This is a genomic window from Bradyrhizobium cajani (assembly GCF_009759665.1).
Taxonomy (GTDB): domain Bacteria; phylum Pseudomonadota; class Alphaproteobacteria; order Rhizobiales; family Xanthobacteraceae; genus Bradyrhizobium; species Bradyrhizobium cajani.
This window is the reverse complement of record NZ_WQNE01000005.1, coordinates 228,402-254,531: the sequence shown is the minus strand read 5'-3', so window position 1 is coordinate 254,531 and position 26,130 is coordinate 228,402. Positions and strand designations below refer to the sequence as shown.

18 protein-coding genes, 1 tRNA gene and 2 pseudogenes are annotated in these 26,130 nt (G+C 60.5%); 11 read left to right on the top strand and 10 right to left on the bottom strand.

Features of this window, described 5'->3' with window-relative positions; all coding sequences use genetic code 11:
* Positions 1-14: 14 nt before the first annotated feature.
* Positions 15-1,307: an ABC transporter substrate-binding protein gene (locus GPL20_RS09590; RefSeq protein ID WP_157329322.1), complete on the top strand. Its 1,293-nt coding sequence runs from the start codon at positions 15-17 to the stop codon at positions 1,305-1,307.
* 59 nt (positions 1,308-1,366) lie between these two features.
* Here the strand turns inward: GPL20_RS09590 and GPL20_RS09585 are convergent, their stop codons facing one another.
* Entirely contained in the window at positions 1,367-3,289 is a 1,923-nt protein-coding gene (locus GPL20_RS09585) for a glycoside hydrolase family 17 protein (protein ID WP_246250191.1), read from the bottom strand.
* A gap of 183 nt (positions 3,290-3,472) precedes the next feature.
* On the opposite strand from GPL20_RS09585, the gene GPL20_RS09580 reads away from it, so the two are divergent.
* On the top strand, positions 3,473-4,774 hold the full coding sequence (locus tag GPL20_RS09580; protein ID WP_157329321.1) for a serine hydrolase domain-containing protein: 1,302 nt from the start codon (positions 3,473-3,475) through the stop codon (positions 4,772-4,774).
* Between the two features lie 206 nt (positions 4,775-4,980).
* Here the strand turns inward: GPL20_RS09580 and GPL20_RS09575 are convergent, their stop codons facing one another.
* From GPL20_RS09575 to GPL20_RS40230, 3 genes and pseudogenes are all read right to left on the bottom strand, one after another.
* Positions 4,981-5,127: a hypothetical protein gene (locus tag GPL20_RS09575; RefSeq protein ID WP_157329320.1), complete on the bottom strand. Its 147-nt coding sequence runs from the start codon at positions 5,125-5,127 to the stop codon at positions 4,981-4,983.
* A 42-nt stretch (positions 5,128-5,169) separates the two neighbouring features.
* The gene (locus tag GPL20_RS39345; RefSeq protein WP_157329395.1) at positions 5,170-6,354 is read right to left on the bottom strand and encodes an acyltransferase family protein; all 1,185 of its coding nucleotides are present in this window, start codon (positions 6,352-6,354) and stop codon (positions 5,170-5,172) included.
* A gap of 579 nt (positions 6,355-6,933) precedes the next feature.
* Positions 6,934-7,488 (bottom strand): annotated as a pseudogene (locus GPL20_RS40230) (cache domain-containing protein); the annotation flags it as partial.
* 608 nt (positions 7,489-8,096) lie between these two features.
* Between GPL20_RS40230 and GPL20_RS40100 the strand changes: the two are divergent.
* The 3 genes from GPL20_RS40100 to GPL20_RS09550 all read left to right on the top strand — a co-directional run bounded on the left by GPL20_RS40100 (position 8,097) and on the right by GPL20_RS09550 (position 11,139).
* The gene (locus tag GPL20_RS40100) at positions 8,097-9,497 is read left to right on the top strand and encodes an invasion associated locus B family protein (protein ID WP_157329319.1); all 1,401 of its coding nucleotides are present in this window, start codon (positions 8,097-8,099) and stop codon (positions 9,495-9,497) included.
* A 138-nt stretch (positions 9,498-9,635) separates the two neighbouring features.
* Complete coding sequence (locus GPL20_RS09555) at positions 9,636-10,265, top strand: DUF1326 domain-containing protein (protein WP_157329318.1); 630 nt, start codon at positions 9,636-9,638, stop codon at positions 10,263-10,265.
* A gap of 49 nt (positions 10,266-10,314) precedes the next feature.
* Positions 10,315-11,139, top strand: coding sequence for a DUF2182 domain-containing protein (locus tag GPL20_RS09550; protein ID WP_157329317.1), 825 nt, complete (start codon positions 10,315-10,317; stop codon positions 11,137-11,139).
* A gap of 167 nt (positions 11,140-11,306) precedes the next feature.
* Here GPL20_RS09550 and GPL20_RS09545 read toward each other — a convergent pair whose 3' ends face one another.
* Entirely contained in the window at positions 11,307-13,001 is a 1,695-nt protein-coding gene (locus tag GPL20_RS09545; protein ID WP_157329316.1) for a thiamine pyrophosphate-dependent enzyme, read from the bottom strand.
* Positions 13,002-13,636: 635 nt separating this feature from the next.
* On the opposite strand from GPL20_RS09545, the gene GPL20_RS09540 reads away from it, so the two are divergent.
* Entirely contained in the window at positions 13,637-14,326 is a 690-nt protein-coding gene (locus tag GPL20_RS09540; RefSeq protein WP_157329315.1) for a class I SAM-dependent methyltransferase, read from the top strand.
* Here the strand turns inward: GPL20_RS09540 and GPL20_RS09535 are convergent.
* From GPL20_RS09535 to GPL20_RS09525, 3 genes are read right to left on the bottom strand one after another with little or no spacing between them, the layout of a single operon-like run.
* A complete protein-coding gene (locus tag GPL20_RS09535) occupies positions 14,287-15,420 on the bottom strand; it encodes a cysteine desulfurase family protein (RefSeq protein ID WP_246250189.1) in 1,134 nt (377 codons plus the stop codon). The genes GPL20_RS09540 and GPL20_RS09535 overlap by 40 nt on opposite strands.
* Positions 15,417-16,676 carry an MFS transporter gene (locus tag GPL20_RS09530; RefSeq protein ID WP_157329314.1) on the bottom strand — a complete coding sequence of 420 codons (1,260 nt, stop codon included), beginning with the start codon at positions 16,674-16,676 and terminating at the stop codon, positions 15,417-15,419. Before GPL20_RS09530 ends, GPL20_RS09535 begins: the two co-directional genes overlap by 4 nt.
* A 4-nt stretch (positions 16,677-16,680) precedes the next feature.
* Entirely contained in the window at positions 16,681-17,421 is a 741-nt protein-coding gene (locus GPL20_RS09525; RefSeq protein ID WP_157329313.1) for an MBL fold metallo-hydrolase, read from the bottom strand.
* Positions 17,422-17,495: 74 nt separating this feature from the next.
* Here GPL20_RS09525 and GPL20_RS09520 point away from each other — a divergent pair, with 74 nt between their 5' ends.
* From GPL20_RS09520 to GPL20_RS39325, 4 genes and pseudogenes are all read left to right on the top strand, one after another.
* The gene (locus GPL20_RS09520) at positions 17,496-18,164 is read left to right on the top strand and encodes an ArsR/SmtB family transcription factor (protein WP_254126510.1); all 669 of its coding nucleotides are present in this window, start codon (positions 17,496-17,498) and stop codon (positions 18,162-18,164) included.
* A gap of 21 nt (positions 18,165-18,185) precedes the next feature.
* Entirely contained in the window at positions 18,186-19,004 is an 819-nt protein-coding gene (locus GPL20_RS09515) for a nucleoside phosphorylase (RefSeq protein ID WP_157329311.1), read from the top strand.
* A 171-nt stretch (positions 19,005-19,175) separates the two neighbouring features.
* Positions 19,176-21,359 carry a hypothetical protein gene (locus GPL20_RS09510; protein WP_157329310.1) on the top strand — a complete coding sequence of 728 codons (2,184 nt, stop codon included), beginning with the start codon at positions 19,176-19,178 and terminating at the stop codon, positions 21,357-21,359.
* A 135-nt stretch (positions 21,360-21,494) separates the two neighbouring features.
* Positions 21,495-21,677, top strand: a pseudogene (locus GPL20_RS39325) (LysR family transcriptional regulator); the annotation flags it as partial.
* A 595-nt stretch (positions 21,678-22,272) separates the two neighbouring features.
* Here the strand turns inward: GPL20_RS39325 and GPL20_RS09500 are convergent.
* Positions 22,273-23,586, bottom strand: a complete 1,314-nt coding sequence (locus GPL20_RS09500; protein WP_256557507.1) for an acyltransferase family protein — start codon at positions 23,584-23,586, stop codon at positions 22,273-22,275.
* Between the two features lie 507 nt (positions 23,587-24,093).
* Between GPL20_RS09500 and GPL20_RS09495 the strand changes: the two genes are divergently transcribed.
* Positions 24,094-25,767, top strand: coding sequence for a long-chain-fatty-acid--CoA ligase (locus GPL20_RS09495; RefSeq protein ID WP_157329308.1), 1,674 nt, complete (start codon positions 24,094-24,096; stop codon positions 25,765-25,767).
* A 193-nt stretch (positions 25,768-25,960) separates the two neighbouring features.
* Here GPL20_RS09495 and GPL20_RS09490 read toward each other — a convergent pair.
* A tRNA-Leu gene (locus GPL20_RS09490) sits at positions 25,961-26,045 on the bottom strand.
* Positions 26,046-26,130 lie beyond the last annotated feature (85 nt).

The window sequence follows — 26,130 nt, the reverse complement described above, 5'->3', positions numbered from 1 at the left end:
CAAGGGAGATTGTCATGCTCGACGAACTGCTGCCGCGCCGCGTGTTGAGAGTTGTCGGCGCCGCATTCGTGGCGGCTTTCGCGGTTACGCCCGCCCATGCCGAGGAGATAACGCTCGACGTGCTTTATACCACGCCCGGGACCTTCAATACCCTTCAGCAAGAGCTGGCCAAGCGCTTCACCGAGACCCATCCCGACATCAAGGTGAAGTTTCGCAATCCAGTGGCCGGATACGAAGAAGCGGCCCAGCAGATCCTGCGCGATCAAATCACCGGTCGCCTGCCGGATGTTGCCTTCAATGGCATCAACCAGATCAGCTTGTTCGTGGATCGCGGCCTCGGCGCGCCGGTTGATGCCTTCGTGGCGGCGGATGGTGGTCTCGACAAGCTTGGCTACTACCCCACGCTCGCGACGCTCGGCCGATGGAAGGGCAAGCTCTATGGCCTCCCCTTCGCGGTCTCGACTCCGGTGCTCTACGTGAACGCCGACCTCGTGAAGAAGGCGGGCCTCGATCCTGCCGATCTGCCAAGAAGCTGGCCCGAGCTTATCGCCGCAGGTCAGAAAATTCAGACGAGCGCTGGAGCCGGCGTGACCGGATTCTACTACCAATGGGACCAAACCGGAAACTGGCTGCTGCAGTCCCTCGTCACCAGCCGCGGCGGGCATATGCTGAAAGCCGACGGCTGCACGGTGGCGTTCAATGACAATGCCGGCCTATGGGCACTCAAAACCCTCGAGTCTTTTGGCAAATCAGGAATGCCCAACTTCGGTATCAGCCAGGCGCGTCAGTCGTTCGTCGCGGGCAGTATCGCCATCCTCGTCGATTCCACATCCTACGTCGCTGCGGCGGACCGCCAGATCGGCAACCGCTTCGATTTCAAGACCGTCGCGTTTCCGCTGTCAGCGCCGGAAGGCAAGCTGCCGGCGGGCGGCAATGTCGCCATGGTCTTCGCCAAGGATGCCGAGCGGCAGAAGGCTGCGTGGGAGTACGTGAAGTTCGTCACCGGCCCGAGCGGCCAGACGCTGATGGTGAACTATACCGGCTACATGCCCGGCAACGAGATCGCCGTAAAATCACCAGATCTTCTCGGCTCGTTCTATGCCAAGAACCCCAATCACACGACCAGCATTCAGCAACTGCCGGTACTGACGGACTGGGCCTCATTTCCGGGTGGGAATTCCCTGAAGATCATCGAGGTGATCAAGAACCACACCGAGAGCCTGGTGACGGGCAAACATTCGGCTGAGGAGGTGATGCCCAGTCTGGTGCGGGACGTAAACAGCCTCATGCCCAAATGCAGCGGCTAGAGTTGAGTATGTCAGGCAAGCAATGGTGATCCGCTTTCCTGCTGACCGTCTCGTCGTTCTCAGGCACGCGTCCGCCAGAGAGTAACCGCAAGCAGTGCATAGGCAGCGCAGGTCCATAGCGACTGCCAGTTGGCCGGTCCTTCGTTGAACCCTATGTAGATCGCTGACACAATAAGCACGCCGACAAATATCGATTCCGCCACAGGGCGGATACCTTTCGTAGCCGGATTGAGCAGCGTCACAGCCGCAAAAGGCACCGTCGCCATCGTGAGAGGCGCGAAAGGAAAATCAATAAAGCGCGGATCAAAAACCAAGCCGAGTGCTGTGGCCGTGCCGATCACCGCGGTTGCGATCCGGACTAACCCGTTCCCGGTCGCCAGCATCGATTGGGTCCGGTGCTCCGAGGGACCCAGCAATTCCAGGAAACTGGGTGATACGCGGCCCGACATCAGGGCGTTCGCGCCAAACACCGGCGAGGCAACGGCCGCCGCCAGAAACGAGCCCCACAGAAGCCAACCACCTGCTCCGTAACTTTCATGGAACATCTTTTGGGCGGCAACCCCAAACAGGATTCCAGCCGTGGTCGCCGATAATGCTACCGCAAACCATGGGGCCGCTCCGGGCTCCCTGCCCTTGCGCCGCAGGGTCAGCCATGCCACGCCGAACACCAGGACTGACAGTGCCATTCCGCTGCACATCTGCAGTTTCCACAGCGGAAAATTGCTGATGGGGACTCCGGGAGGATATTTCAGCGTGCGCTGCACGGAATCGAACAGACCCCAGTATCCACCGATCGTGCCCTCGATTTCTCGTTTCCACGATTCATCATAGGCCTCGAACACGTTGACGCGGAAATTCTCGCGTCGGGCGATGTCGAGGATCTCCGAGACCACGCGGGCCTGATTGACGCGCGACGGCAACGCCGATTCGCGCATCCGCCCCTCACTTGGCCAACCTATTTCTCCGATAAAAATTTCTTTACCCGGAAAAGCCGATGCAATCTGCCGGCGGATCGTGTCAACGTGCGCGGCGGCAAGCTCCGCCGGGATCGGAACATTTTCCCAATATGGCAGGATATGAATCGTGACGAAATCGACAACGCCGTAAAGTTCGCGATTGCTCAGCCAGAATTCCCAGACATCGGCATAGGTAACGGGGACAGAGACCTGCGCCTTCACCGAGCGGATCGTAGCGGCGAGGTCGGAAACTGTTATGTCATGACGCAACAAGGTCTCGCTGCCGACCACAAGCGCGATGATGGTTCCCGGATATTCTTTGGCGAGACGCACCCCCGTGGATATCTGCGTCAAATTCTTCTGCCGGTCCTTATCAAGAAAAATGCCCTGAATGACCTTCAGTCCCGCCTTGGCCGCAAGCTCGGGGATTTGATCAAGCCCAAGATCGTTCGCATAGGTACGGATGCAGTCGGATATCCTCGCAAGCTCGGCGAGATCTTCTGCAATCTGTTCCCGCGACACCCGCGTCGCCGACGAAAGTGACGTCTGATGGTTGCGGAAGGGAGCGTATGATATGCACTGAACTTTGTCGTTCGGATCGATCGGTGCGCGTACCAGGTCGACCGGGATCCCCAGCCACCACCAGACTGCGGCGATGGCGCCTAAGGATATCAGCAGAAGCGTTAGCGGTGTGCGGTGAGAAACCGGTGTCCTGCCGGCAGAAGTGGCATGCTGGGCCCCGTTAACGCGCGAGTCCGGCTCGTCGATGACCTTTCTTGTTTGTCGATGATGGATCGCGTGATCACACGTAGCATGTGTTGTCTCGCTCGCTGGCGGGCTCATCCCATCGCGCATCAAGAGCGCCCCTGTGATTGCAGAGAAAGCAAGAGGATCAATAGATTGAGCTTGTTCGGCGCTCCCGGATCGGCTCACAATTTTCGCGAGATTGTTGCAAGCTCGTTGATCCAGATCAACCTCCAGGCCTCGCCAAGAATGACACGATCGTGAGCTGCCCGGAAGCATCATGCGTCCGTCCTGCCTCGAGGCTGCTTGCGACGTAGTCCCGGGCCGCAGCGAGGATCGCCACGACGCGCGCGCCTTGCACGAGCATTCCGGTCGTGAGAAGGTCGAGGCAAGCCGTCGCTCCGGAGGCCCGTCGGACGCCTGCGGACCGCCCGAACATTCTGTGGACCCTCAAGCCGCCCGACTATGCACTTTCGAACTGAAAAAACCGCACTGCGCTGCCTTGCCGCAGCAGCGTTGGTAATTTCTTTGATCGTCGGATGGGCGTTTGAACTACGCGCCGAAGCCCGAACGCCGGCGGTAGGAACTCTTTCACCCGCGGCCCTGAAGCGAATTGACGACACTATCCGCAATGAGATCGCGACCGGTAAGATTCCGGGAGCCATCCTGCTGATCCAACAGCACGGCCAGCCGGTCCATTTCGAATGTTTCGGCGTGCGGGACCCCGACACGGGGCTGCCGATGACTCCCGACGCAATTTTCCAGATCTATTCCATGTCGAAGGCGGTTACGTCGGTTGCGGCGATGATGCTGGTGGACGAGGGCAAGCTCGCTCTCGATGATCCCGTGTCGAAATACATTCATTCCTTTGCGGAGACCAAAGTCGGTGTCGATGTTTCCGATGAGGCCGGAGAGTATCCGCTCAAGCTCGAGCCGTTGAAGCGCCCGATTACGATCAGGGACCTATTGCGGCACACGTCGGGCATCACCTACGGCTTCCTCGGTCGGACCCAGGTGCAGAAACTCTATGCAAATCCTCGATTGTACGCCGGGGATTTCGATAATGCCGACTTTGCCGATCGAATCGCAGCGCTGCCGCTTGACGATCAGCCCGGAACGCACTGGAACTACAGTCATTCAACCGACGTGCTCGGTCGGGTCGTCGAGGTAGTCTCGGCGCAAACGCTGTACCAGTTCGAAAAGCAGAGGTTGTTCGATCCGCTCGGCATGTCCGATACCGCGTATTACATTTCGGATACAGCGAAACTTCCGCTGATTGCGAAGGGATTTCCTGTTGATCGATCCCGGGTCGCCGGCATCAGGGATCCTACATTGCCGCGGCGCTGGGAGTCCGGCGGAGCGGGCTTGGCCTCCACGACAAGGGACTACGCCCGCTTCCTGCAAATGCTGCTCAATGGAGGTGAACTGGATGGCAAGCGATACCTCAAGCGTGAGACCGTCGCGCTGATGACGTCGGATCAGATTGGGCCGGAGACCGGTATCATTCATGATCTCTTCTATTTTCCCGGACCCACCAGTGGCTTCGGTCTTGGCTTTGCCGTCCGCACCTCGTCACCTCCTGGTACGAGCTGGCCACTCGGCGAATACCGTTGGGACGGCGCCGGCGGCAGCTTCTATTTCGTCGACCCCGTGGACGACATGCTTGGAGTCTTCATGGTGATGTCGCCCACACAGGGCGGACGGATCCAGCTGAACTTGAAAACGATGATCTACGAAGCGATGGGAAAGGGCCTGCGCAAGGATTGACGGGCAGCCAGCAAGATCGATGTCCATTTTGATGCAGTGGACGGCTGCTCCATCGACACGGGAGTGCCTTGACCGCTTGGCGCTTCGTTTTTGCGTCACGGCAAGCGACGACGGTCCCGGCACCGGCTGCTGAATTGGCCGCTAAAGCGCCGTTACGGGCCGGAAGCAACCTGTCTGGCGCTACGTTCGCCCAACTATCGAAGGTGCTATGTTGAAGCGCTGACTGATCCGCAGGGTTTGAAGTTCTTGACCAGGCGTCCGTGCAAACACACATCATGCTTCTGGGCGAAGGCGAGCACGCCAATGGTCATAAAACCCAGCAGGACGAGTCCGGCTACGATATTCTTCGTCATGGCTACTTGAATCCATCCCCACGCAGTTGATCTGATACAACCCTAGAGCACGTGGCCTGCGCCCGGTATCCTTCGCAACGCTTCAGTCGCACCCCAGCTCAGGAAGACAGTGAGCACGAATGCGGTCAGGCCCTTGGCAATCGCCGGGACGTCGAAGTCGAACATCCAATATACGAGCCAAAGCACAATCGGGTAGTGCACCAAAAACATGCCGAAAGCGGCCGGCTGCAAGGGATCGAGGCTGCTCCAGCCTGATTGCTTGAATCTCAGGAAATAGGCCAGGATCGTAAACATGATAGCCACGCTGAAGGCCGCGAAGAACAGTCCATAGATGGCTTCATACCAGTGGGGCAGCGGGGTCGGATTTCCCAGAATTTCGCGCTTGATGTAGATCAGCACCCACATGAGGCAATAGGGAACGAGCGCCGGAATCGTCCAGGCCAGGCTGCGCTTTCCGAGCTGGCCATCGGAAGCCAGCAATCCGCGGTCCAGGTACCTGGCGCCGATGCCCGCGCCAAAAAAGAAGTAGGTCGCATACAGCAGTACACGTCCGTGCTGGACCGAGAATGGACCGAACTCGAACCAAGTGAATGTTCCAAAGTGAACTCGACCCGGGATGTAGAGCACGGCGGTGACGGCAAGCATGACTGCGAAAAACTGCGCCGGATGGTCATGGCCGCGCAGCGACAGGCGATTGATCGGGTCGAGAAATGTCGGCGAGAGGTTGTAAAGCAGGCTTGCGATGACGTCGAAGGCAAGCAACACCCAGAGGAACCAGATCGGACCGCTCGGCCAAGGTCCTTCGGTGATGGTTTCCCACCAGAAGTCGGCGAAGCCGACGTCTGGATGCTGACGCAGTTCAATCGCGTAGTAGGCCAACGGGATGATCGTGAAGGCACCAATCACGAAGGGCAAGCCGAGCCGGATCAGGCGATCGCGCAGATAGTCCAGCGGTCCCTTGCGAGCGAGTCCAGGCCACACAAACAGGCCCGAGAGAAAGAAAAACATCGCCATGAAGAAGCTGTCCGTGGCGAGCACGATGATGTCAAAGCCGATCCACGACTTCGGATCGGTATGACCGAAATAGGTATATGGAATGACAGCGTGATGCAGCAGTACCGCCAGCGTGAGGAAGGTGCGGGTGCGATCGAGCGCAGCGTTGCGCACCTTTGCTTTTTGGGGCGCCTGAGCATCCGCAGGCACTGGCGTCCGCGAGATCGATGTCATCGTGCACCTCGACTCGTTTTGTGAGTTCACGTCTCCCGCCGAGGGCAATAAGTATATATCCCGCCGTGACGCGACCGACGCGGGGTCGGGCTCGGCGAGCGTCTGGAGTTTGACTGCCTCGGCCGTTATCCTCTTCAACGACCGGGCCATTCCGTTACCAAAGAGCCAAACGACGGGAAGAAAGGCAGCGCTGGCAACAGTTGCCAGGATTAGTCCGGTGAAGTGAAGCCTCCTCACATCTTTGGCAAAGTCTTCCTGGGCCGCGAGCAACATGATGCCGGCGCTGTACTGCTCGCCCAAAGTGAACTTCGCCACCCTGAACAGATAGTCGCGCCCTTGGTCGTCACGGATACTTCCTTCGTACTGGTCGCGCCCCTGCGACCTCCGCAAGACCGCCGCCACGATACCGGACTTGAGCTCCTTGATGTTTGGCAACTGCGGTTGGGATGGATGTGTCAGCGCATTGACGATGAGCTCTGCAAAATCGGGGTGGGCTATGAGCGAGCCAGTGGAATCGAACATCACGACGATCCCATGCTCTCCGGGGCGCTGCGCCTGGACGAAATCGCTGAAGGTGTCGAGCTTGAGATCGGCGGCAAGGACGCCTGGCACTTTGCCTCGCAAGGGTGCGCTGACTGTGATCACCGGTGCGCCAGTGCTAAACGCCAGGTAGGGCTTTGAGATCTGCAATCGATCGGCTTTTATCGTCTCGCGATACCAAACCCGCTTGCGCGCGTCGTATCCGTATTTCCATAGATCAATTTGTCCGATTTCGTTGCCCTGCCGATCTTCAAAGATGCGCCGCATGGGGAGCTCGCCATCGGGGGTCGGACGAACCAAGTTGATCGCGGTGCTGGCGGCGGCGGCCGTACGTAACCTCTCGTGCTGTTCATCGTTGAGTTCGCTGATGCGCCGCACCTGCAACCAAGCGCCATTTTCGAAACCGGCATAGACGCTGTCCAGTTGAGGCAGCTCTTGCAGTACGGCCTTGAACAGTGGGATCGCAGGACCTGTCTCGGTCCTCTCGTTTGAATCAGCAAAACTCGAGCTGGTCGCCAGCACATGCACCAACGAAGTCAAAGCGGTCAGCTCCGTCTGAAGCCGCCCGAAGGCCTTCGTGCTGGTCGCGTCCATGTAGGCTGACGCGGCGACGTGCGTGGCCCAGCGAAGAGCGCGGTCCTGAATAGCGATCAGTAGCGCGGCTAGAGCGACGACAAACGCCATTACCGCTACGGTGATTGAAGTGCGAAATGTCAACATCCGCCGCGCGCCCTCCATGGCAAGGATGCTGCCGGTCGGTCTCGTCGCGATTCCCTAGGAGCGTGTGTCCTTGGGCATTTCCTCGGCAGCCTCTGCGACCGAGCAGGCCCAGCACATCTCCGCCGAACAGGGATCCACGACCAAGCGCACGCACTGGGTTTCATATTGGCTAATAGTTGCGAATGTGCCGTGTCCTGGACGTTGATCTAGATCAACGAGGTCCGCGGCGCGTCATTCCCGTCGGTTTTGAGCCGGTCTCGACGAGGCCGGTTTACTTCCAGTTCCAGACGCGACTACGCGAACGGCAAGCTGACGCGAAGGGCCACAAGTGGCCATCAACGGGCTGTGTGCGTCGTCCCATTGGTGATCTTCAGGCTTGATCTAGGTCAAAGGGCTAGCAGGGGGCAGGCCCTTAGCCTCCCAAATGACCATTAGGCTTGCCATGCCAGCTTGGGCAATCTCTCCGATAACGGAGCAGGAATATGCTAAAGCGCCTTCTAATTCCCCTGATCCTGCTGGCGTGTCTACCGGCCGTCCCTTCCCCGGCTGCTGCTGAAGACGTTGCCGCGTCGCCAAAGATACTAGAGGAAATCTGGGCGCTGCCCTTTCCGTTGCCGATGCTTGCCTTCGTAGTAAGGCCGGTGGGGAATGGACCATTTCCCCTCGTGATCATGAACCATGGAATTGCGCTGGGAGCCCAAGAGCGGTCAATGTTTCCGGCAATCGAATACCGGGCCGCAGCGCAGTGGTTCGCGAACCGGGGCTATGTCGTCGTCTCCCCCATGAGGTATGGAGCTAGCAGCCTTGATGACAAGGATCGAGGGCTCTACGGATCGGTATTCGCTCATGTCGGCAGTTGCGACAACCCGAACTTTCGGGGACCCGGCCTTGCCATCGCCAATATGAATGAGTGGGTTATCGACTACATGAGCGAGAGGAAGATCGTCCGGCCCGGCAGGGTCGTCATCGTGGGGCAGTCGGGCGGTGGATGGGGATCGATTGCCCTTGCGAGCCTCAACCCATCATCAGTTCAGGCTGTCGTCACTTTCGCAGCGGGACGCGGCGGCAGGGTTGACGGCAAGCCAAACAACAATTGTGCTCCCGACAAGCTCGTCGCCGCTACTGGCGAGTTTGGACGGACTGCGCGAATACCGATGCTGTGGATATACGCGGAGAACGACACCTACTTTGGGCCGGCACTGACCAAGCGGATGCACGACACTTTCGTGGCGGCAGGTGGGAATGCGGAGTATCGCATGTTGCCGTCATTCGGAAGCGACGGCCATTTCATGATCGATTCTCCCGACGCAGTGCCGCTCTGGGCTCCGCTGGTGAGCGAGTTTCTTGGGAAGCATTCAACCACCAGCAACGCCGAGCAGCTTGTGGGCAAGAGCCCTCCTGAGGAACTTCAACTTAAGCCCCCGCGGGTAAGTCTTCCTCCGAAGATTCACTATTCGGATTGGCGCAAGCTTTGCTTCAACTCGTCCGATAAGACGACCATCTGCCGGACGACATCCACCGGAACTGATGATATCGGGCAAGTAGTGACGCGGGTCGATCTGATTCAGCGTGCTGATGGTCCGGCTCGCTTGCAACTGTTCGTGCCCCAAGGAGTAAACTTACAGAGTGGGGTACAGGTATCGATAGATCAGGGGCAACCAACCCAAATCCCCTTCAATTGGTGCCTCACCAACATCTGCATCGCGGCTGACGCCGTGAAGCCGAGCCTGATAGCGGAATTGGAATCCGGCAAGTCGTTGAAGCTCGAACTCACCGATCTAAATTCTTCATCGGTTGCGTTGACACTGTCGCTCGATCAATTTGCCACCGTGCGTAAAGGGGCAGCAGCGCAAACCTTTGATTTCGGCTTGGATGGGGAATGAGAAGCCTTTAACGTGGCGCGACTTCCGCTTCAGGGTCATCAGCAATGGCTTGCGGGACTTCGCCGCGCAGCGTAACTTTCAACCACATGTAGCTCATTCGAAGACAATCTATCGGGTTCGGCCTAGCGGGAGAGAGCGATGGCGGACATCCAATGGCACCTTTCCGGTGACTACTTCGAGAATTGCAGTTGCAGCATCGTGTGTCCGTGCCTCGTGTCAGCGGCCGCCCCGCTGACCTCGCGACCGACCGAGGGCTTTTGTAACGTCCCGCTGATCTTCCACGTCGAAAGTGGCTGCTATGGCGACATCGTGCTCGATGGGCTCAACGTTCTGGTTGTCCTCCACGCGCCTGGGGTCATGGCAGACGGAGATTGGTCGGTAGCCGCCTATATCGATCAGCGCGCCGACGATCAGCAAACCGAGGCCCTAGCTGCGATCTTCACCGGCGCAGCCGGAGGTCCGATGGCCGCGTTCACACCGCTGATCAGCAAGAATCTGGGAGTGCGCAAGGTCCCGATCACGTTCCGAATCGACGGCAAGACGCGGTCCGCGGAAATCCCGGGTATTCTGCACATGTCCGTCGATCCGTTGCCGACCATGCATCCGAGCGGCGAAATGTGGGCGAACATCGGCCATCCGGTGAGCCCCGACAACATGGTGATGGCAGTCGGCGCCCCCGGCAATACGTTTAGCGATCATGGCATGCTCTGGGATAATTCCGGCAAGAACGGCCTCTATGCGCCGATCCGCTGGTCGAACCAGGCGTGATGCAACTCCTGATGCCGGCCTGCGACAAGGCCGGCAACGTCAACCGCAAATGACCGACAGTCCCCTGGAAACCGCGCTGCGGCGCGATCGCTGGATCATCGGCGGCGCGATCGGCATCATTGCCGCGCTGGCATGGAGCTATGTGCTCTGGCTCGCCAACGACATGGACATGGGCGGCATGGACATGACCGGGTTCCGCATGATCCCGGCCGGGATCGGAATCATGCTGCCGGCCAACGAGCCATGGCGAGCGATCGAGTTCGCATATGTGTTCTTGATGTGGGCGGTGATGATGGTCGGAATGATGGCCCCCTCCGCAGCGCCCATGATCCTTATGTACGCCCGCGTGGGTCGACAGCAGAAAGCGCAGGGCAAGCCGTTCGCCGCGACCGGCTGGTTTGCGGCTGGTTACCTCCTCGCCTGGAGCGGCTTTTCGCTGGCAGCCACTCTTCTCCAATGGCTGATCGAGCGGGCAGCCCTGATGGATTCCCGGATGGCGATCGCCAGCAACCTGCTCGGCGCAATCGTCCTGATTGCGGCGGGCGTTTATCAATGGACACCGCTCAAGGACGTCTGTCTCGCCCAATGCCAGTCGCCGCTTCTATTCCTGATACGTCACGGCGGCTTTCGCCACGACGTGCGAGGCTGCCTGTCGCTGGGGCTTCGGCACGGAGGCTATTGCGTCGGCTGCTGCTGGGTTTTGATGGCGCTCTTGTTCGTAGGCGGGGCGATGAATGTGCTTTGGATTGCGCTTTTGGCGCTGCTTGTCCTTTTGGAGAAACTTACGCCGGTCGGACGATGGATCGCGCGCGGCGCCGGCGTTGCATGTGTGGCCGCGGGCGCCTGGCTGCTCGTATCCTTGTCGCAGCGATGAGCAACCTGCGTGATGTTCAGTTCGTTGCCATCAGCAACACCGCAAATGTAACTCGGTCTTGTCCCTCCGTTGGCGCTCATTGATGAGAGTGTGAGCTATAGTCGATTTCTACTCCGAGCTGCGTCACTGCCCGCGCCAGTGGTTTTCATCCACGACGCGGGACATGATCATCCGCCCACCACGGCGGCGATGGCTTCCCTTATTTTGGCCATCGCATAGCCTCTGACCTGTTCGAGTTCGAGATGCGGAATATTGGGCATCTCGTCCGATGCAACCTGACAATCCACGATCGCCGGGCCCTCGCAGCTCAGTGCCTCGGCGATCGCCGGAAGCAGGTTCTCGGGCGTTTTGGCTGAAAAGCCTTTCGCTCCGCAGGCTCGCGCGAGCGCGACAAAATCAGGATTGGGAAACTCGATCGCCTCCCTGAAGGGAACGATCCCAACGCTTTCCGCTTCCAGCGTGATAAGGCCGAGTGCTGCATTGTTGAAGATCACGACCTTGACAGGCAGCTTGTGGTGAACCGCCGTCATAAATTCGCCCATCAGCATGTTGAAGCCACCATCACCGGTGAGCACTATGACCTGTCGGCCACGATCAAGCGCCTGAATTCCATTGGCTTGGCCGAGTGCAGTGCCGCAGGCCGCATTGTTGAACGAGCCCACAATTCGTTGGCCGCCACTCTGCCGGATCCAATTGCCGGACCAAAGCGTGTTCAGTCCCACGTCCAGGACAAACACCGCATCTTGCTTTGCGAGATCGCTGACGGTTCTTGCTACAGCCTGAGGATGAATTTTGTGCTGGCTCCTACTCAGATTGGCCTGCTGGTCCAGCATGCCATCCCACTTGGCCCGCTCGTTCTTCACTCGATCGAAGAACGTCGCATCATTCTTCGGTTTCAGCTTCGTCAGCAGCAGTTCGAGCGTAGGCCTGACGGAGCCGACAATTGCATACGAGGTTCGTGTTCTTCGACCTAACGCAGCCGCCCGCTCATCGACCTGGACAACATTACCGTGAGCGGGCAGGAAGTTTGAAAAGGGATAATCCGTACCCAGCATCAGAAGCAGATCGGCGTGCTGCACAGCGCTGTAGACTGGTCGGGTGCCGATCATGCCAAGCCCACCCATCCATCGCGGATCGTCGTAGGGCAGAATATCTTTGCCACGCATCGTATGGACCAGCGGAGCTTTCAGCCGATCCGACAATTGTCGCACCAGGTCAGCGGCACCGTGGCAGCCGAAGCCACACATTGCAACGACGCTGCGTGCCTCGTTGATACGGCGGGCCAACTCATCAGCCTCGGCTTCTAAAGGCGACACTTCATTTCGCGGCCGCAAAGTCGCAAGGCTCGTCGGCTCGCCATGCGCAGCCTCCGACAAGACATCCTGCGGAAGGGTCAAGTGCGCGACACCGGGCCCTGCATAGGCCGTCGCGATTGCCTGCTGTACCACGCTGGCCGCCTGCGCAGCTGACGAAACGGTCTGGGTGTAAAGCGACACATCGCGGAACAGCAGATCAGGCTCGGTATTCTGAACAAACTCGATTCCTTTCAGCCGTCGCGACATGTCGCCGGAAAGCGCCAGCACCGGTGCATGACTGCGGTTTGCTTCATAGAGTCCTGCAACAAGGTGATTGCTGCCCGGACCCGTGGTGCCGGCGCAAACCGCGAGCCGGCCGGTCAGCTGTGCTTGGCCGGCCGCCGCAAGCGCCGCGCCTTCCTCATGCCGGACCCCGATCCATTCGATGTTGCTGCGCCGAACCGCATCCCCCAACGGATTGAGTGAATCTCCGATCAACCCAAAAATCTGCTTTACGCCGACCTGTTCCAACACCTCGACAATCATCTGTGCCACTGTCCGCGACATCAGCATTCCTTTCGTTCTGACGACGACTGCGAGATGTGATGCAACAGACACCGGGAAACGGTCTTTCGGGAACGCACGAACGCCTCGCCCTTTGTGACGCCGCCGGCAGCCAGCACTGGAATTGGTGCGACCGCGTCCACCACTTCCGGCCACAAGACCTCCGAACCGCGCGAGCGGCGCTACTAACGGGAGAGCAAGTTCTTCTATTACGAGGACGTGCCGAGCCTCCGGCAGCGGCCCGAGCAGCTCACGAGCGAACAGGCCAAGGCTAAGGAGTTTGCCAGAGCGGCGCTGCCGCGTAGGTGAGCGACGCGCTCTCGACCACCGCAATTCCGCAGATCTGAAGCATGGCCAGATATCGGCCTCGGTCGCCTTACCAGGCGCATTTCCAGCCCATAGATGCCTTTCGGGCGGAATGCCCAAGCTGTTCCAAGTTGGGGGCGCGGCGCTGTTCAGTGGGCGCTCTCGTCTTCAACGGTCGCAGCCCAGAGACGTATTAGCGGCGACGCAGTGACGCCACTCCGAGCGCCCAATCCGCCCACACATTCTCGAAAATGCCAAGTCGTTGCAAGATTCGGCTAGCCCCGTTCCGTTTTCGGCAAGCCAACCTCCCCCGCCTTGGGTCATTGTCAGATATGCGCCGCCCCAACTTCATCGCCAAGCACGCCCGGAATGCTCAAGGCCTCTTGGGCCGGGTCATTGCCTTCATCATGGCTCACGAAACCTGGAGCCAGAATCTGCGGGTGATGGATGCGCTCCGTATCGGTCGCAGCGACCACATTATCGACGTCGGCTGTGGGCACGGGCGGAGCCTGTCCGAACTAGCCACCCGCGCCTCGATGGGGCATGTCGTTGGCGCAGACCCATCCGACCTGATGGTCGAAATCGCGTCGCAGCGCAATCGGCCGCTCATTGATGCGGCGCGCGTCAAGGTCGTCCTTGCGACCGTGGAGTCGCTGCCCTTTGCCGATGAGTCCTTCGACAAGGTGCTCTGTGTCCACGTGCTCTACTTCTGGAAGGATCTCGACGCATCCCTGCGCGAAGTCGCCCGCGTGTTGAAGCCCGGCGGCCGATCGGGATTGTTGTTCCGAACCAAGGCCGATCCGGCAGCCATCGCATCATTTCCGGCCGAAATCTACCGCTTTCCGGAACTCGCCGAAGTGACGGAAGCTCTCGAGCAAGCCGGTCTGGACGTCCATGCGGCCAGCGATCGCTCGAACGAACCCGTCCTGCTCATCGCGGAAAAGCGACGAGCTCAAACGGCAGAAGGACCACAATCAACCGATCAGGCCGAGACGATCGCGGTCAGACGCGCGATCACCTGATCGATCTCGTCCGCTGTGGTGCCTCGTCCCAGGCTGAAGCGAAGCGCACCCATTCCGATTCTTTCGGGGACGCCCATCGCGGCGAGAACCGGCGAGAGCTCGATCCGACCCGAATGGCACGCCGACCCTGTGGACGCCGCAACGCCGTTCAGTTGCTCCAGTATGTCCGTGCCGATCCTGCCGACGAACGACACGTTGAGCGTGTTGGGCAACCGCTCCGTGGCGTGGCCATTGAGCGCGACGTGATCGCCGAAGCGATCTTGAAGCGCTGCCCAGAAACGATCCCGCAGAACCTCGATGCGCGCCATCGGCGCGAGGTCTGCGGCGATTTCGCAGGCCGCCCCGAGCCCGACCGCAAGCAGCGCGCTCTCGGTGCCGGCGCGCCGGCCGCGCTCATGGCCGGCACCGTGGATCAAGGGCTCGAGCTCAAGACCGCCGCGGACGTAAAGCGCGCCCACGCCTTTCGGGGCGTAGAGCTTGTGGCCGGCAATCGACAGCAGATCGACACCGAGCGCGTCGACCTTGGTCGTCATCTTTCCGACCGATTGCGCCGCGTCCGTGTGAAGGCGAATCCCGTGCTTGCGTGCGAGCGCGCTTATTTCCTCTATCGGCTGGATCGTGCCGACCTCGTTGTTGGCGTGCATGATGCTGATCAGGACTGTCTGCGGGGTAATGGCGCGGCGCACGTCCTCGGGATCGACGCGGCCGGTGCGATCGACTGGAAGATAAGTGACCACAGCGCCGAGCCGTTCGAGAAACCGACAGGGAGCGAGAACGGCGGGATGCTCGACCGCCGAGGTGACAATGTGCGCCCCCTCGCGGTCCAGCGCGAAGAATGTGCCCTTGATCGCCAGGTTGTTTGCTTCGCTGCCGCCGCTGGTGAAAACGATCTCGTCAGGCGCGGCGCCGAGCAGAGCGGCGACCTGACCGCGGGCCTGCTCCAGAGCGACTTTCGCCGGGATGCTGGCCCAGTGGCCGCTGGACGGATTGCCGAACGCTTCGTCCAGGAACGGCCGCATGGCTGCCGCCACCGCCGGATCGATGGGTGTGCTCGCGTTGTAGTCGAGATAGATCGGCCGCATCGTTTCGTTCATTGTCGCGCTCCGGGCTTGGCCTCCATGGCGACGGCGACGACCACCCCCGAAATAAAGGTGAGCGCACCGATCAGGCTGATCGACCAAGCCATTCCATACAAGTCGGCGATCACGCCAGCCGACAGCGCGCCGATCGCGTAGCCGAGATCGCGCCAGAACCGATAGACGCTCAGCGAACGGGCGCGCCAGCTAGGATGCGACGCATCGGAGACCGCCGCGATCAGGCTTGGGTAAACCATCGCCGTGCCGACACCGAGCAGGACGCTCGCGACGAGCCACCATTCAAAGTGATTGGTGGCCGCGGTCAGGAACAGGCCGGCGGCCTGCACCCACATCCCGGCGGCGATCAAGCCCTTGCGGCCCCAGCGATCCGACAACGGACCGGTTGCGATCTGCAGGATGCCCCAGACCGCCGGATAGACCGCCTTCAGGATACCGATGCGTTCGACCGACAGGCCGAACGACACGAAGAACAGCGGGAAGATTCCCCAGCTCATGCCATCATTGAGGTTGTTGACGAGTCCGGCCTGCGAAGCGGCGAACAGGTTGCGATCCCTAAAAGAGGTCAGGAGGAATATCTCCCGAAAACTGATCGGAGCCGCCTGCCGAGCATGGACCGCGGTCTCGAGCCGCACGTGATCGCGTGTGTCACGCACCAAAAGGATCGAAAGTGCGAAGCCCAGGATCGCATAGGCAACACCGAGATAGATCGGCGCCGGCCTCAGTCCGTATTCCGATGCAATATAGCCGGTGAGAAAAGCGGTCACGCCGACCGCGAGATAGCCGGCGAACTCGTTCAGGCCAACGGCAAGGCCACGCGATTTCGGGCCGACCAGATCGATCTTCATGATGACCGTCATCGACCAAGCAAAGCCCTGGTTGATGCCGAGCAGCGCGTTGGCCGCGATGACCCACTTCCAGCTTGGTGCCCAGATGATCATGAACGGCACTGGTAGCCCGGCCAGCCAGCCCAGAATCAGCACGCGCTTGCGTCCCCAGGCGTCGGCGAGCTGGCCGGAGACGAGGTTGGCACACGCCTTGACCACGCCAAAGCTCACGATGAAAGAGACGACCAGCGTGGTCGAACTGATCCGAAACTCCTCGGCGCCGATCAGCGGCACAACGGTGCGCTCGATCCCGACCATGCCACCGACGAAGGCATTGATCAGGACAAGCAGGGCGAATTGCGGCCAGTTCTCCTTCAGGCCGAGCCTGACTGATTGGGTAGCTTGGGGACTGGATACCGCTTCGCTCATTCGATCACGCGGCGGCAGCTGCGCCGCCCGAATTGACGGCCCTGATCTTCGCAGCCTCCGGCGGCGCCGGGGGAATCTCCGACACCATGAAGCGAATGAACTCGGCTTCATCCGCGATCATGAACGCCTGATTATGCCGCTTCTCGAAGCCGATGGTCGACCAGGGCTTGCCACTGAGCCGCCGGCCGCAGACTGAACCGGCATAGGCGCCGGCCAACACCTCGACGTCGTCTGGAAGCTCCTTCAAGCGGCGTGCGCTGTGAAACAATTGCTTCGCGCCTTCTTCGGCGCTCGTGGCCAGCTCGGTACGCCCGAGATCGCCGACCATCAGCGTGTGGCCGCTGAGGACGAACCAGGGCTCCTCACCGCGGGTGTGATCGGTCACGAGAATGCAAACGTGCTCGGGCGTATGACCGGGCGTGTGCAGCACTTTGGCTGTGACGTTGCCGAGTGGAAGCACCTCGCCGTCCCGTACGCCCTTGAACGGAAACGCGACGCGCGCCTCGGCCGAGAGCACATACGGCGCGCCGGTCGCCTCCGCGAGTGCCCGCCCGGCGGAGACGTGGTCGGCGTGAACGTGCGTGTCGATCACGAGGTTGATCTTCATGCCGGCATTTTCTGCGGCTTGAAGGTAGGGTTGGATATCGCCAACGGGATCGACCACCGCCCCCGTCGCCTTGCCACCGCAGCCGAAGAGGTAGGAGATGCCGACCGGATCATGATGCAAGAACTGACGCAGGATCATGGGCTTGCACTCCTCTCAGAGAGCAGCTAAACAACATTCAATCGATCTGCTGAATGATATATTTAGGCACAACCGTGTCAAGCACCGGACCGAAACAGGCGATCTACGAGAACCTCGCCGAAGTAGCGCAGGCGCTGGGTCACGCTCACCGGCTTGAGCTCTTGGAGCACCTCGCCCAGGGCGTACGGACCGTCGAAGAACTATCTGTCCGGGCGCATTTGACGTTCGCCAATACCTCGCGCCACCTGCAGATCCTCAGGCGGGCGCGCCTCGTCGAGACGGAGCGGCGTGGCAAGAACGTTCTCTATCGCCTGGCGGGCGAATCCGAAGTGGTCGCCCTGCTCAAGGCGCTTGGTCGCGTCGGCGAACGGAATGTCGCCGAGATCGGCCGTGTCGTGACCGACTACTTTCAGGCGCGCGACGCACTCGAACCAGTATCCCGTGACGATCTCGTCGCAAGGTTGCGCGACGATCTGGTCACAGTGCTCGATGTGAGGCCCGAAGACGAGTTCGCGCTGGGCCATCTTCCGGGCGCTCTCAACATTCCTCTCGCCGAACTGGAACGACGCTTGGGTGAACTTCCGAAGGGCCGCGAGGTGGTCGCATACTGCCGTGGCCCCTATTGCGTCCTTTCGTTCGAAGCCGTGGCAGAGCTCAGAGTCCGCGGCTATCGCGTCCGCCGTCTTGAAGACGGCTTCCCCGAGTGGAAGGCCGCCGGCTTGCCGGTCGAGTCCGTCGCCTGAGACAAACGGATCCTGTGCATCATGGACAAGAAAATTGACAGCGCGGACAGCGCCTGGCCGATCGTTGACGGGAAGGACCATAAGTCGTCCTCAGTGTTCCGACCGGAAGCCCTTTTGAGGGAGGCGCGCAGGCAGAGGGAGTTGCCGCTTGTCGCTGTCCCGGAAATCTGCGTGCTCGATCCGGACGGCGATGTCGTCCGCCACCTCAAACGGATCGGCACAGGCCGCATCCATGAGGGGTGGGCATGCTATCACACCGAGCTTCTCGCCTTCGATCTCGACGGTGTCGGCAAGGTCGGCATTGTCGGCTGCGCCGTCGGCGCTCCGTTCGCGGTGTTGGTCGCCGAACAGCTTTTCGCATCTGGTTGTCGTCTGCTGGTCAGCGTGACGTCCGCCGGACAGATCACTCCGATTGGACCACCCCCGTACTTCGTCCTCATCGATCGCGCGCTGCGCGATGAGGGGACGAGCTATCACTATCTGCCGGGCTCGACGTTCGCCGAGGCCCCTGATGCGAAACTGCTCGCTCGCGTCGAACAGGCGGGGCGCGCCCTCGCCGGCATCGCACTGCATCGGGGCGCGACATGGACGACGGACGCGCCCTATCGCGAAACCGAGTCGGCGATCTCGCTGGCGCGCCAGATGGGCCTGCTCGCCGTCGAGATGGAAGCTGCGGCCCTGTATGCGTTCAGCGCGACTAGCGGACGTTCCATCGTTTGCTTCGCGCATGTGACCAACTCCATGGCGCAGACGGAGGGAGATTTCGAGAAGGGCGAGGCAGATGGCGCAAAGGCGACGCTGGCTATCATCGCCGCCACCGCTCGCGCGTGGCGCAGTTAGCGGGATCGTGCGAAGTGCCAGGTGATCCTGTTCTGCTCCGCGCGGAAAATCGGAAGTAGTATGTCGATTTATTGCAATTTTAGATTATTTAATATCTTGCATTGAAAGGAAGAATTGGGACAATCGGCGTGCACCAATTCCGTCTCCAAATCCGATAATCAGGAGGCCAGCATGGCGATCATTACGTGGGCAGGCGCGACCAGCAACGACTGGACCACTGCCGCCAATTGGTCGCCACCCACAGTCCCGCAGAGCTCTGATACCGCGCTGATACCGCCGGGAACATCGAGAGCTCCCACTATTTCCGCGTTGGGCGTCAGTTGCGCCATGATACTGGGCAAGGCCGAAAGCGGATCTGTCACATTGAATGTCGCGGCGGCATTCGGCGCCACGCCGATGATGATCTGCGGGAAAGGCGGCACTTCGGCGCTGGATGTGACCCTGTCGATCCAGCAGGTTTGCACCTTCTCCGGCCAGATCAGGATCACCGCACCCGGCAGTACCGTCACGATGACCGCGGCCCCCGACACCGCCTTCACCTTTGCCGAGGAGGCCTTCGTGCTTGTCGCTCCGGGAAGCACTCTCGATCTGGCCGCCGGTTGCTTTAACACCGCCGGCCTCTTCGAGATCGCCGGCGCCGTCTCCATCGCCAGTGACGTCACGGTGCAAGGAAACGGCCTCCTCGCGATTGAGAATGGCGGACAGCTCGCCATTTCGGGGATTGTCCAGCAGGGACAACAGATCGCCTTCGCCGATGGCACGGGCTGCATCACGCTCAACAATCCCGCCGCCTTCCAGGGGACAATCGGATTTGCGGCCGTTACCGACGTTGTGGGCGGCCTCATCTCCCTGCCGGGCCTTTCAGCCCAATCCATCACGCTGACGCCCCAGGCCGGCTCCGAAACGGTTTTTGTCATGACTATTTTTGGAACCGGCGGAGCCACCACGCTCCACGTGAATCTCCTGGACGAACAAGAACTCACTGCGATGCAGAATCCGGGTTGGACTGCCGATGATTTCGCGGTGATAAACACCCCTGGCTCCGGCACCATCGTGACCTACGTGCCGCAGGGAACGCTGTCGCTGCAACAATCCCTGCCGATAGCGCTCGTTGCCCCGGCAGGCACGCCGGTGCCACTGTCGACGATCTTCCAGAATGCCTTCGGCACACAGGAGCCGGGCTTCTACAGCATCACTCTTCAGACGCGGACAATGCCGCCTAACACGCCGACCGACCAGAAATACTGGTGTTCCCCGAATGTAGCCCCCGTCTGGCTCGACATCGACGGCATGGCAATCACGAAGAAGACGATCGATGTCAGCGACATCAGCGCCTATTCGCTTCGCACGGGAAACAACATCCTGTTTCCGGCCCAGTTCATGGCGCAGATCACGCCCCCCGGCAGCCCGGCCGCAGCGACGGTGACCTACAGCATCTGGGCCGCCGATCCGTCGGTGGTGCAGGGCACGCCAGGCACACCACAGCCCGGAGACGTCGTTCTCGCCGCCCAGGCCATGAATGCCACCTACCCAGGTGTTCCCAACACGAACCTGTGCAACTGGATCGCCGACTGCGTCGCAGCCGCCGCCGGCGTGCCCATGCCGTTACCCAACACCCTGTACACGCCGCGCAACAATGTCGACGGGGGCTTCTGGCGCATCGCCTATCGCGGCGACGGCAAGACGCCCTATGCAGATTGGGGCGTCGAACTCCTGGCGGGCGACATCGTCCGCTTGGAGTGGCAGAACCAGAAGTATGGGTCGTCCGGGCCCGTGGTGGGCCATACGACGACCATCCTGCTACCGCCCATACCACCCATACCGCCGATACCGTTCGGTCTGAAGATGCTGGTCTACGACAATGCTGCCGAGGGCCCGGTGTCGGGCGACAGCGTCATTGGCATACACACGGATGCCTATTGGCTGGCATCGAACCCTGCCAGCATCACCATCTACAGGCTTGACCCGAAGGGGCAGTATCTGATCTACGGCTCGCCTCTCGGTGAGATTATCCAGGGCAGTATCTTTAACAATCTCATCATTCCGGGAGGCGGCGCGGACATCATCACTGCGGGGCCGGGCAAAAACGAGATTCAGGGCACGAAGACCCAGCTGGCGGCGATCACAGTCACGGATTTTCATGCCGGTGACGTTTTCAATTTCACCGACCTCGACCCGAACACCGCGAAAGTCGGCTTCAACGCAGGTGTTCTCGCGGTGCTGGACAACGGCACACAGGTCGCCGCTATCGCCCTTCCAGGGCTCGCAGCGGGCACCAGCTTCGCTGTCTCGTCGAACGGAAACCAGCCGCCCAACCCCGTGGGGACTATGATTTCCATTTACCCGGCGTCCTAGTTAGGTCGCAGTTTGACCTATCGCGGACACCACATCCATCGGGCAAGGGGTCCACAAGGGCGCTGTGCCCTGCCGCGCGCTCGCATGGTGGAAGAATCAGAACGATGCGCAGAATTGCTTTCACCATGTGATCAACACGACTTGGCTGCAGGCACGTTTGTACACTGGGGTGACGTAGACGGACCAGACATCGCGCTGTGGATGCTTATCCGTCGCGGCGGCTACTCTGCGCTCGCGTATCGGCCTTCCTCGACTATTTGAAGGAAGCCTTTCCCATGGGGGACGCCTAACGAGTTGGCGGCCTATAACGGGCAATGAGACAGAATAATCAACGCTAATGGAGGCGCTCTCGCCCCCTTCTCGATGATTGCGACGACGGCGTTGTCCTTTCGCGCAGTCTAATTGGGTGATGCCTGCCGAAAACGCGAACTCGCCGATTTCTGCGCTGAGCTACGCCAGTGCCCTCTCGCGACCAAATAGTGGTTTTGCACCGCATGCGGTGGGTTCAAATCAAGTTGCGTCGAACGAAAGGAGAGGTGCCGAATCAGCACGCGAAACTCGAGCAAGGAGCACCCAGCGGAACGAAGTACCAACGTTCAGTGTGGGTAACAATGTGGGAATAACAGCTCGCGAAATCGCTGTTTGCATCAAACGACTTACGCCATTGGTGCGCTCGGAGGGCGGTCGCATTTGGCGCGATTTCAATAACTTGCGGAGATGGGTAACGAGTTTGGGTGAATTCCGGCCGATAGGTGCTTTTCACCCCCGCACCATCCACACGCTCCTTCTCCCCGGGCTAGCTTCGCTGCGTGGAGGCAACCGGCGCAGAATCTCAAAACCTGATGTGGTGTTCTCTCCGTTCGAACATCGGCCCCATCAACACGGGGACCCATCAGGGCTGATGATCGTAAAGCTAGATCACACCGCGCGACGCACCGATCCTGCTGGCGACTACGCCGATGCCCATGAGAGCGAGCGCGAGACCCCACACGTTCAACCCAAAACTCCCATATCCACCAACTCCCTGCGCCGCAAGCAGCGCAAGGCCAATGCCGGTCATGAGTGCGCCGAGCACGTAGCGCCACGCGGGCGCCGGTGCGCCTCCGGTCGCGCGCGGCCGCTCGAAGCGTCCGAAAGCCACAACAAGAGGAATGAGTGCTATTGCATTGGCTGCGATCCAGGGGAACCGCGACCACCACCACTCAGAGCTTCCCGGCTCAAGCCGCAGACCGAAGCCTCCGGCGAGATAGGCTGCAAGGACCACAAGGGTGGTGGCAGTTAGGTGCCAGATGAACAGCGTCATGATGTTGCCATTCATCGCCACGGCTGCCGTCCACGCTACGCGGCCAGCCAGCCAGCGGCGCGCGGGTGCTTGCGCAGCGAGCAGCAACCCGCCCTGCATCGTTGCGAGCGCGATCAGCGTGACCTTCGGCGGTGTCGTGGTGCTGATCGGATCGCCGGGGACCCCGATCATTGCGACAGGATAAGGCCCGATGTGTACCAGCAAAAGCAGCGCGGCAAAGCCCAGAGCGGCGCCGACAAGCAGCGTCCTGCGCTCGGAAAACCGCTCGTCGAGCCACGCATACCCGAGCACGGAGATTGCACCCCAGACGAACAGATAGTTGGCGAAACCAAGCCAGCGCAAGCCAACGGCAAAGTACATGACATCGACAACGACCGCGGCAGCTGTCAAAGCCCAGAACGATCTCATACCAAATCGGGTCCACGCAGCCTCCGTGGCTGGCACGAGCAGAACAATCCCGATGTACACCGCGAGGAACCAGACTGGTATGAAGGCCGCCTGCGAGCCATAGCTGATCAGCTCCGGCCGCACGCCGCGGGCGTATTCAACTGCAACAATCGTCACCCAAACCACGAGCAGCGGGAGGATTGGCCATACGAGACGGCGCAACCGGCCTTCAAGCCAGGCTGCATATGATCTGCCGTCCCGCCGCGCGGCACGCCAGCTGATGCCGTTCGCGTATCCGCCGACCATGAAGAAGATCGGCATGACCTGCACGATCCATGTGAGCCAAGCGGTCCAAGGAACGACCGTCAGGATGTGGGATGTCGTCAACGTGTCAGTTGCGTCGAAATAGGGCGCGGCGGCCAGCCAGTGCCCGACAGTCACCACCAGCATCGATATAGCTCGTAGGAAGTCGACGTAGCGGTTTCGGGACGGAGGCGTCCGGTCAGCAAGCTCGGCAGCACGGGACCAAACCGCCATGATCATTCTCCAACGTGCCGTTCAGCCTGGACCAACTCAATATAAACAAGTCAGCGAGTGTGCGCTCGCGAGCATCGTCCGCGATCTGGGTTCTATCGAACCGGGCTGCAAACTCGCGCGGTCCAGAGTTCCCTCGACGTTTGCTCCCTGGGGTGCATACTCGACCTCACGTTGCAAGCCACGGTGCGGTGAGCTAGAATGGCCAATAGAAGGCGCCACGGTCAGTTCGGCGGCAAGGACTGCTGATTGCAGGCCAGCGCCGCCGGTTTGAAGTTGCCTGCAGCATTTGGGGCAAGCTCGTTCAGGAATTTCAAATCAAGAACGTCGCTAGAGGCTCTAGAATCGTATGCTGCCCCCTTGCTTCCCAGCTTCGCCTCAGAAGTTCCTTGTCACATTCACGAACTTCGAAAGTGAGGCACTGGCCGCTTGCCAGCAGCCAACGGAAAGCCGACTCTTTTGCAGACGTCCGACAGCTCGCGGTACCCGCCAGCCGTCAGGAGAAGTGCCATGGAGCGCATCTGGCTCAAGCACTACCCGCCGGGGGTTTCGGCGGAGATCGACCCGTCGCGATACCCATCGCTCGTTGCAATGCTCGAGGAAAGTTTTGCCAAATATCGCGAGCGCACCGCCTTCATCTGCATGGATAAGGGGCTGACCTACGGCGAGACCGACGAGATGTCACGCGCTTTCGGGGCTTGGCTGCAGAGCAGAGGCCTGGCGAAGGGTGCGCGCGTCGCCATCATGATGCCCAACGTGCTGCAGTATCCGGTGGCGACCTGCGCCATCCTGCGTGCCGGCTTCACGGTGGTGAACACCAACCCCTTGTACACGACGTACGAGCTCGAGACTCAGCTCGAGGATGCTGGCGCGGAAGCCATCATCGTGCTTGAGAACTTCGCACATGTCCTGCAGCGGGCGATCGGCAAGACCCGCATTAAGCACGTCGTCGTTGCCTCCATGGGCGACCTTCTGGGCATAATCAAGGGCACGATCGTCAATCTGGTGGTACGGCGGGTGAAGAAGATGGTGCCGGCCTACTCGCTGCCGGGCGCAACGCCGTTCAATGCGGCGCTCGCGGCCGGCAGGAGCATGACCTTGACCAGGCCGCAGCTTGGATCCGACGATCTCGCATTCCTGCAATACACTGGCGGGACCACGGGCATTGCCAAAGGCGCGATGCTGTTGCATCGCAACGTGGTCGCCAACATGCTGCAGGTCGACGAGTGGCTGAAGCCGGTGCTGGAGAAGGAGCCGAAAGTCGATCGTCTGACCGTCATGGCGGCGCTGCCGCTCTATCACATCTTCGCGTTGACAGCATGTTTCCTGCTCGGCGTCCGTACCGGCGGCCAAAGCATTCTCATCCCCAACCCGCGTGATATTCCCGGCCTCATTAAGGAGCTTGCCAAGTACAAGGTGAACCATTTCCCGGCGGTGAACACGCTTTACAACGCGCTGCTCAATCATCCGGATTTCAGCAAGATCGACTGGAGCATGCTCAAGTGCGCCGTCGGCGGCGGCATGGCGGTGCAGAAATCGGTGGCGGACCGTTGGTTCAGGGCGACGGGCTCGCCGCTGTGGGAAGGTTATGGCCTGTCGGAGACGTCGCCGGTCCTGACTTGCAATTCGCCGAACGACCCCGACTGGGACGGCACCATCGGACTGCCGTTGCCGTCAACTGACATCTCGATTCGCGACGACGGCAACAACGAGGTGCCTCTTGGGGAGGCGGGCGAGATCTGTGCGCGCGGCCCGCAGGTCATGCCGAGTTACTGGAGACGTCCGGATGAGACGGCCAACGTCATGACACCCGACGGCTTCTTCCTGACCGGCGATATCGGCATTATGGACGAGACCGGCCGGGCCCGGATCGTTGATCGCAAGAAGGACATGATCACCGTGTCCGGATTCAAGGTCTATCCGAGTGAGGTCGAGGCGGTGGTGTCGAGCCACCCCGGAGTGCACGAATGCGGGGTAGTCGGCATCCCCGATCCGCGCTCCGGCGAGATGGTGAAGCTGTTCGTCGTCAAGAAAGATCCAAACCTCACCGAAGCGGACCTGATTGCCCACTGCCAGAAGCAGCTCACGCCTTACAAGGTCCCACGGCTGGTGGAGTTCAGGACCGAGCTGCCGAAGACCAATATCGGCAAGATCTTGCGCCGGCAGTTGCGCGACGAGTCGTAGAAGATCGATACGCGGGCCGCGTGAAGCGAGCGCGGCGTCCGAACGGCATGGAAAGATCGTGGTGCTCGATCAGAGCGAGTCTGCGCACGAGTTCATGCCGCTGCCCGATGAACGCCCCGAGCGTCAGACGAGAACATGCATTGCGCAGCAAAGTTCGCTAAAATCCTAGCGATTTCAATGCCAAATATGGGCTTGGTGCGCTCGGAGGGACTCGAACCCCCACGGTGTTACCCACTGCCACCTCAAGGCAGCGCGTCTACCAGTTCCGCCACGAGCGCTAGGAGATGCCGGCCTGAGGTCTTGAGGCTGGCCGGATCAGCGGCGCCGATCTAACAAATCCATCAGGGGGATACAAGCCTGCAA

What these genes read in the sequence shown, in the direction of transcription:
- GPL20_RS09555 (WP_157329318.1), top strand. Translation starts at nt 9,636, where the DNA reads ATGGCGGACATCCAATGGCACCTTTCCGGTGACTACTTCGAGAATTGC.
- GPL20_RS09580 (WP_157329321.1), top strand. Translation starts at nt 3,473, where the DNA reads ATGCACTTTCGAACTGAAAAAACCGCACTGCGCTGCCTTGCCGCAGCA.
- GPL20_RS09500 (WP_256557507.1), bottom strand. Translation starts at nt 23,586, where the DNA reads ATGGCGGTTTGGTCCCGTGCTGCCGAGCTTGCTGACCGGACGCCTCCG.
- GPL20_RS09540 (WP_157329315.1), top strand. Translation starts at nt 13,637, where the DNA reads ATGCGCCGCCCCAACTTCATCGCCAAGCACGCCCGGAATGCTCAAGGC.
- GPL20_RS39345 (WP_157329395.1), bottom strand. Translation starts at nt 6,354, where the DNA reads ATGACATCGATCTCGCGGACGCCAGTGCCTGCGGATGCTCAGGCGCCC.
- GPL20_RS09535 (WP_246250189.1), bottom strand. Translation starts at nt 15,420, where the DNA reads ATGAACGAAACGATGCGGCCGATCTATCTCGACTACAACGCGAGCACA.
- GPL20_RS09545 (WP_157329316.1), bottom strand. Translation starts at nt 13,001, where the DNA reads ATGTCGCGGACAGTGGCACAGATGATTGTCGAGGTGTTGGAACAGGTC.
- GPL20_RS09550 (WP_157329317.1), top strand. Translation starts at nt 10,315, where the DNA reads ATGACCGACAGTCCCCTGGAAACCGCGCTGCGGCGCGATCGCTGGATC.
- GPL20_RS09585 (WP_246250191.1), bottom strand. Translation starts at nt 3,289, where the DNA reads ATGATGCTTCCGGGCAGCTCACGATCGTGTCATTCTTGGCGAGGCCTG.
- GPL20_RS09525 (WP_157329313.1), bottom strand. Translation starts at nt 17,421, where the DNA reads ATGATCCTGCGTCAGTTCTTGCATCATGATCCGGTCGGCATCTCCTAC.
- GPL20_RS09590 (WP_157329322.1), top strand. Translation starts at nt 15, where the DNA reads ATGCTCGACGAACTGCTGCCGCGCCGCGTGTTGAGAGTTGTCGGCGCC.
- GPL20_RS40100 (WP_157329319.1), top strand. Translation starts at nt 8,097, where the DNA reads ATGCTAAAGCGCCTTCTAATTCCCCTGATCCTGCTGGCGTGTCTACCG.
- GPL20_RS09510 (WP_157329310.1), top strand. Translation starts at nt 19,176, where the DNA reads ATGGCGATCATTACGTGGGCAGGCGCGACCAGCAACGACTGGACCACT.
- GPL20_RS09515 (WP_157329311.1), top strand. Translation starts at nt 18,186, where the DNA reads ATGGACAAGAAAATTGACAGCGCGGACAGCGCCTGGCCGATCGTTGAC.
- GPL20_RS09495 (WP_157329308.1), top strand. Translation starts at nt 24,094, where the DNA reads ATGGAGCGCATCTGGCTCAAGCACTACCCGCCGGGGGTTTCGGCGGAG.
- GPL20_RS09575 (WP_157329320.1), bottom strand. Translation starts at nt 5,127, where the DNA reads ATGACGAAGAATATCGTAGCCGGACTCGTCCTGCTGGGTTTTATGACC.
- GPL20_RS09530 (WP_157329314.1), bottom strand. Translation starts at nt 16,676, where the DNA reads ATGAGCGAAGCGGTATCCAGTCCCCAAGCTACCCAATCAGTCAGGCTC.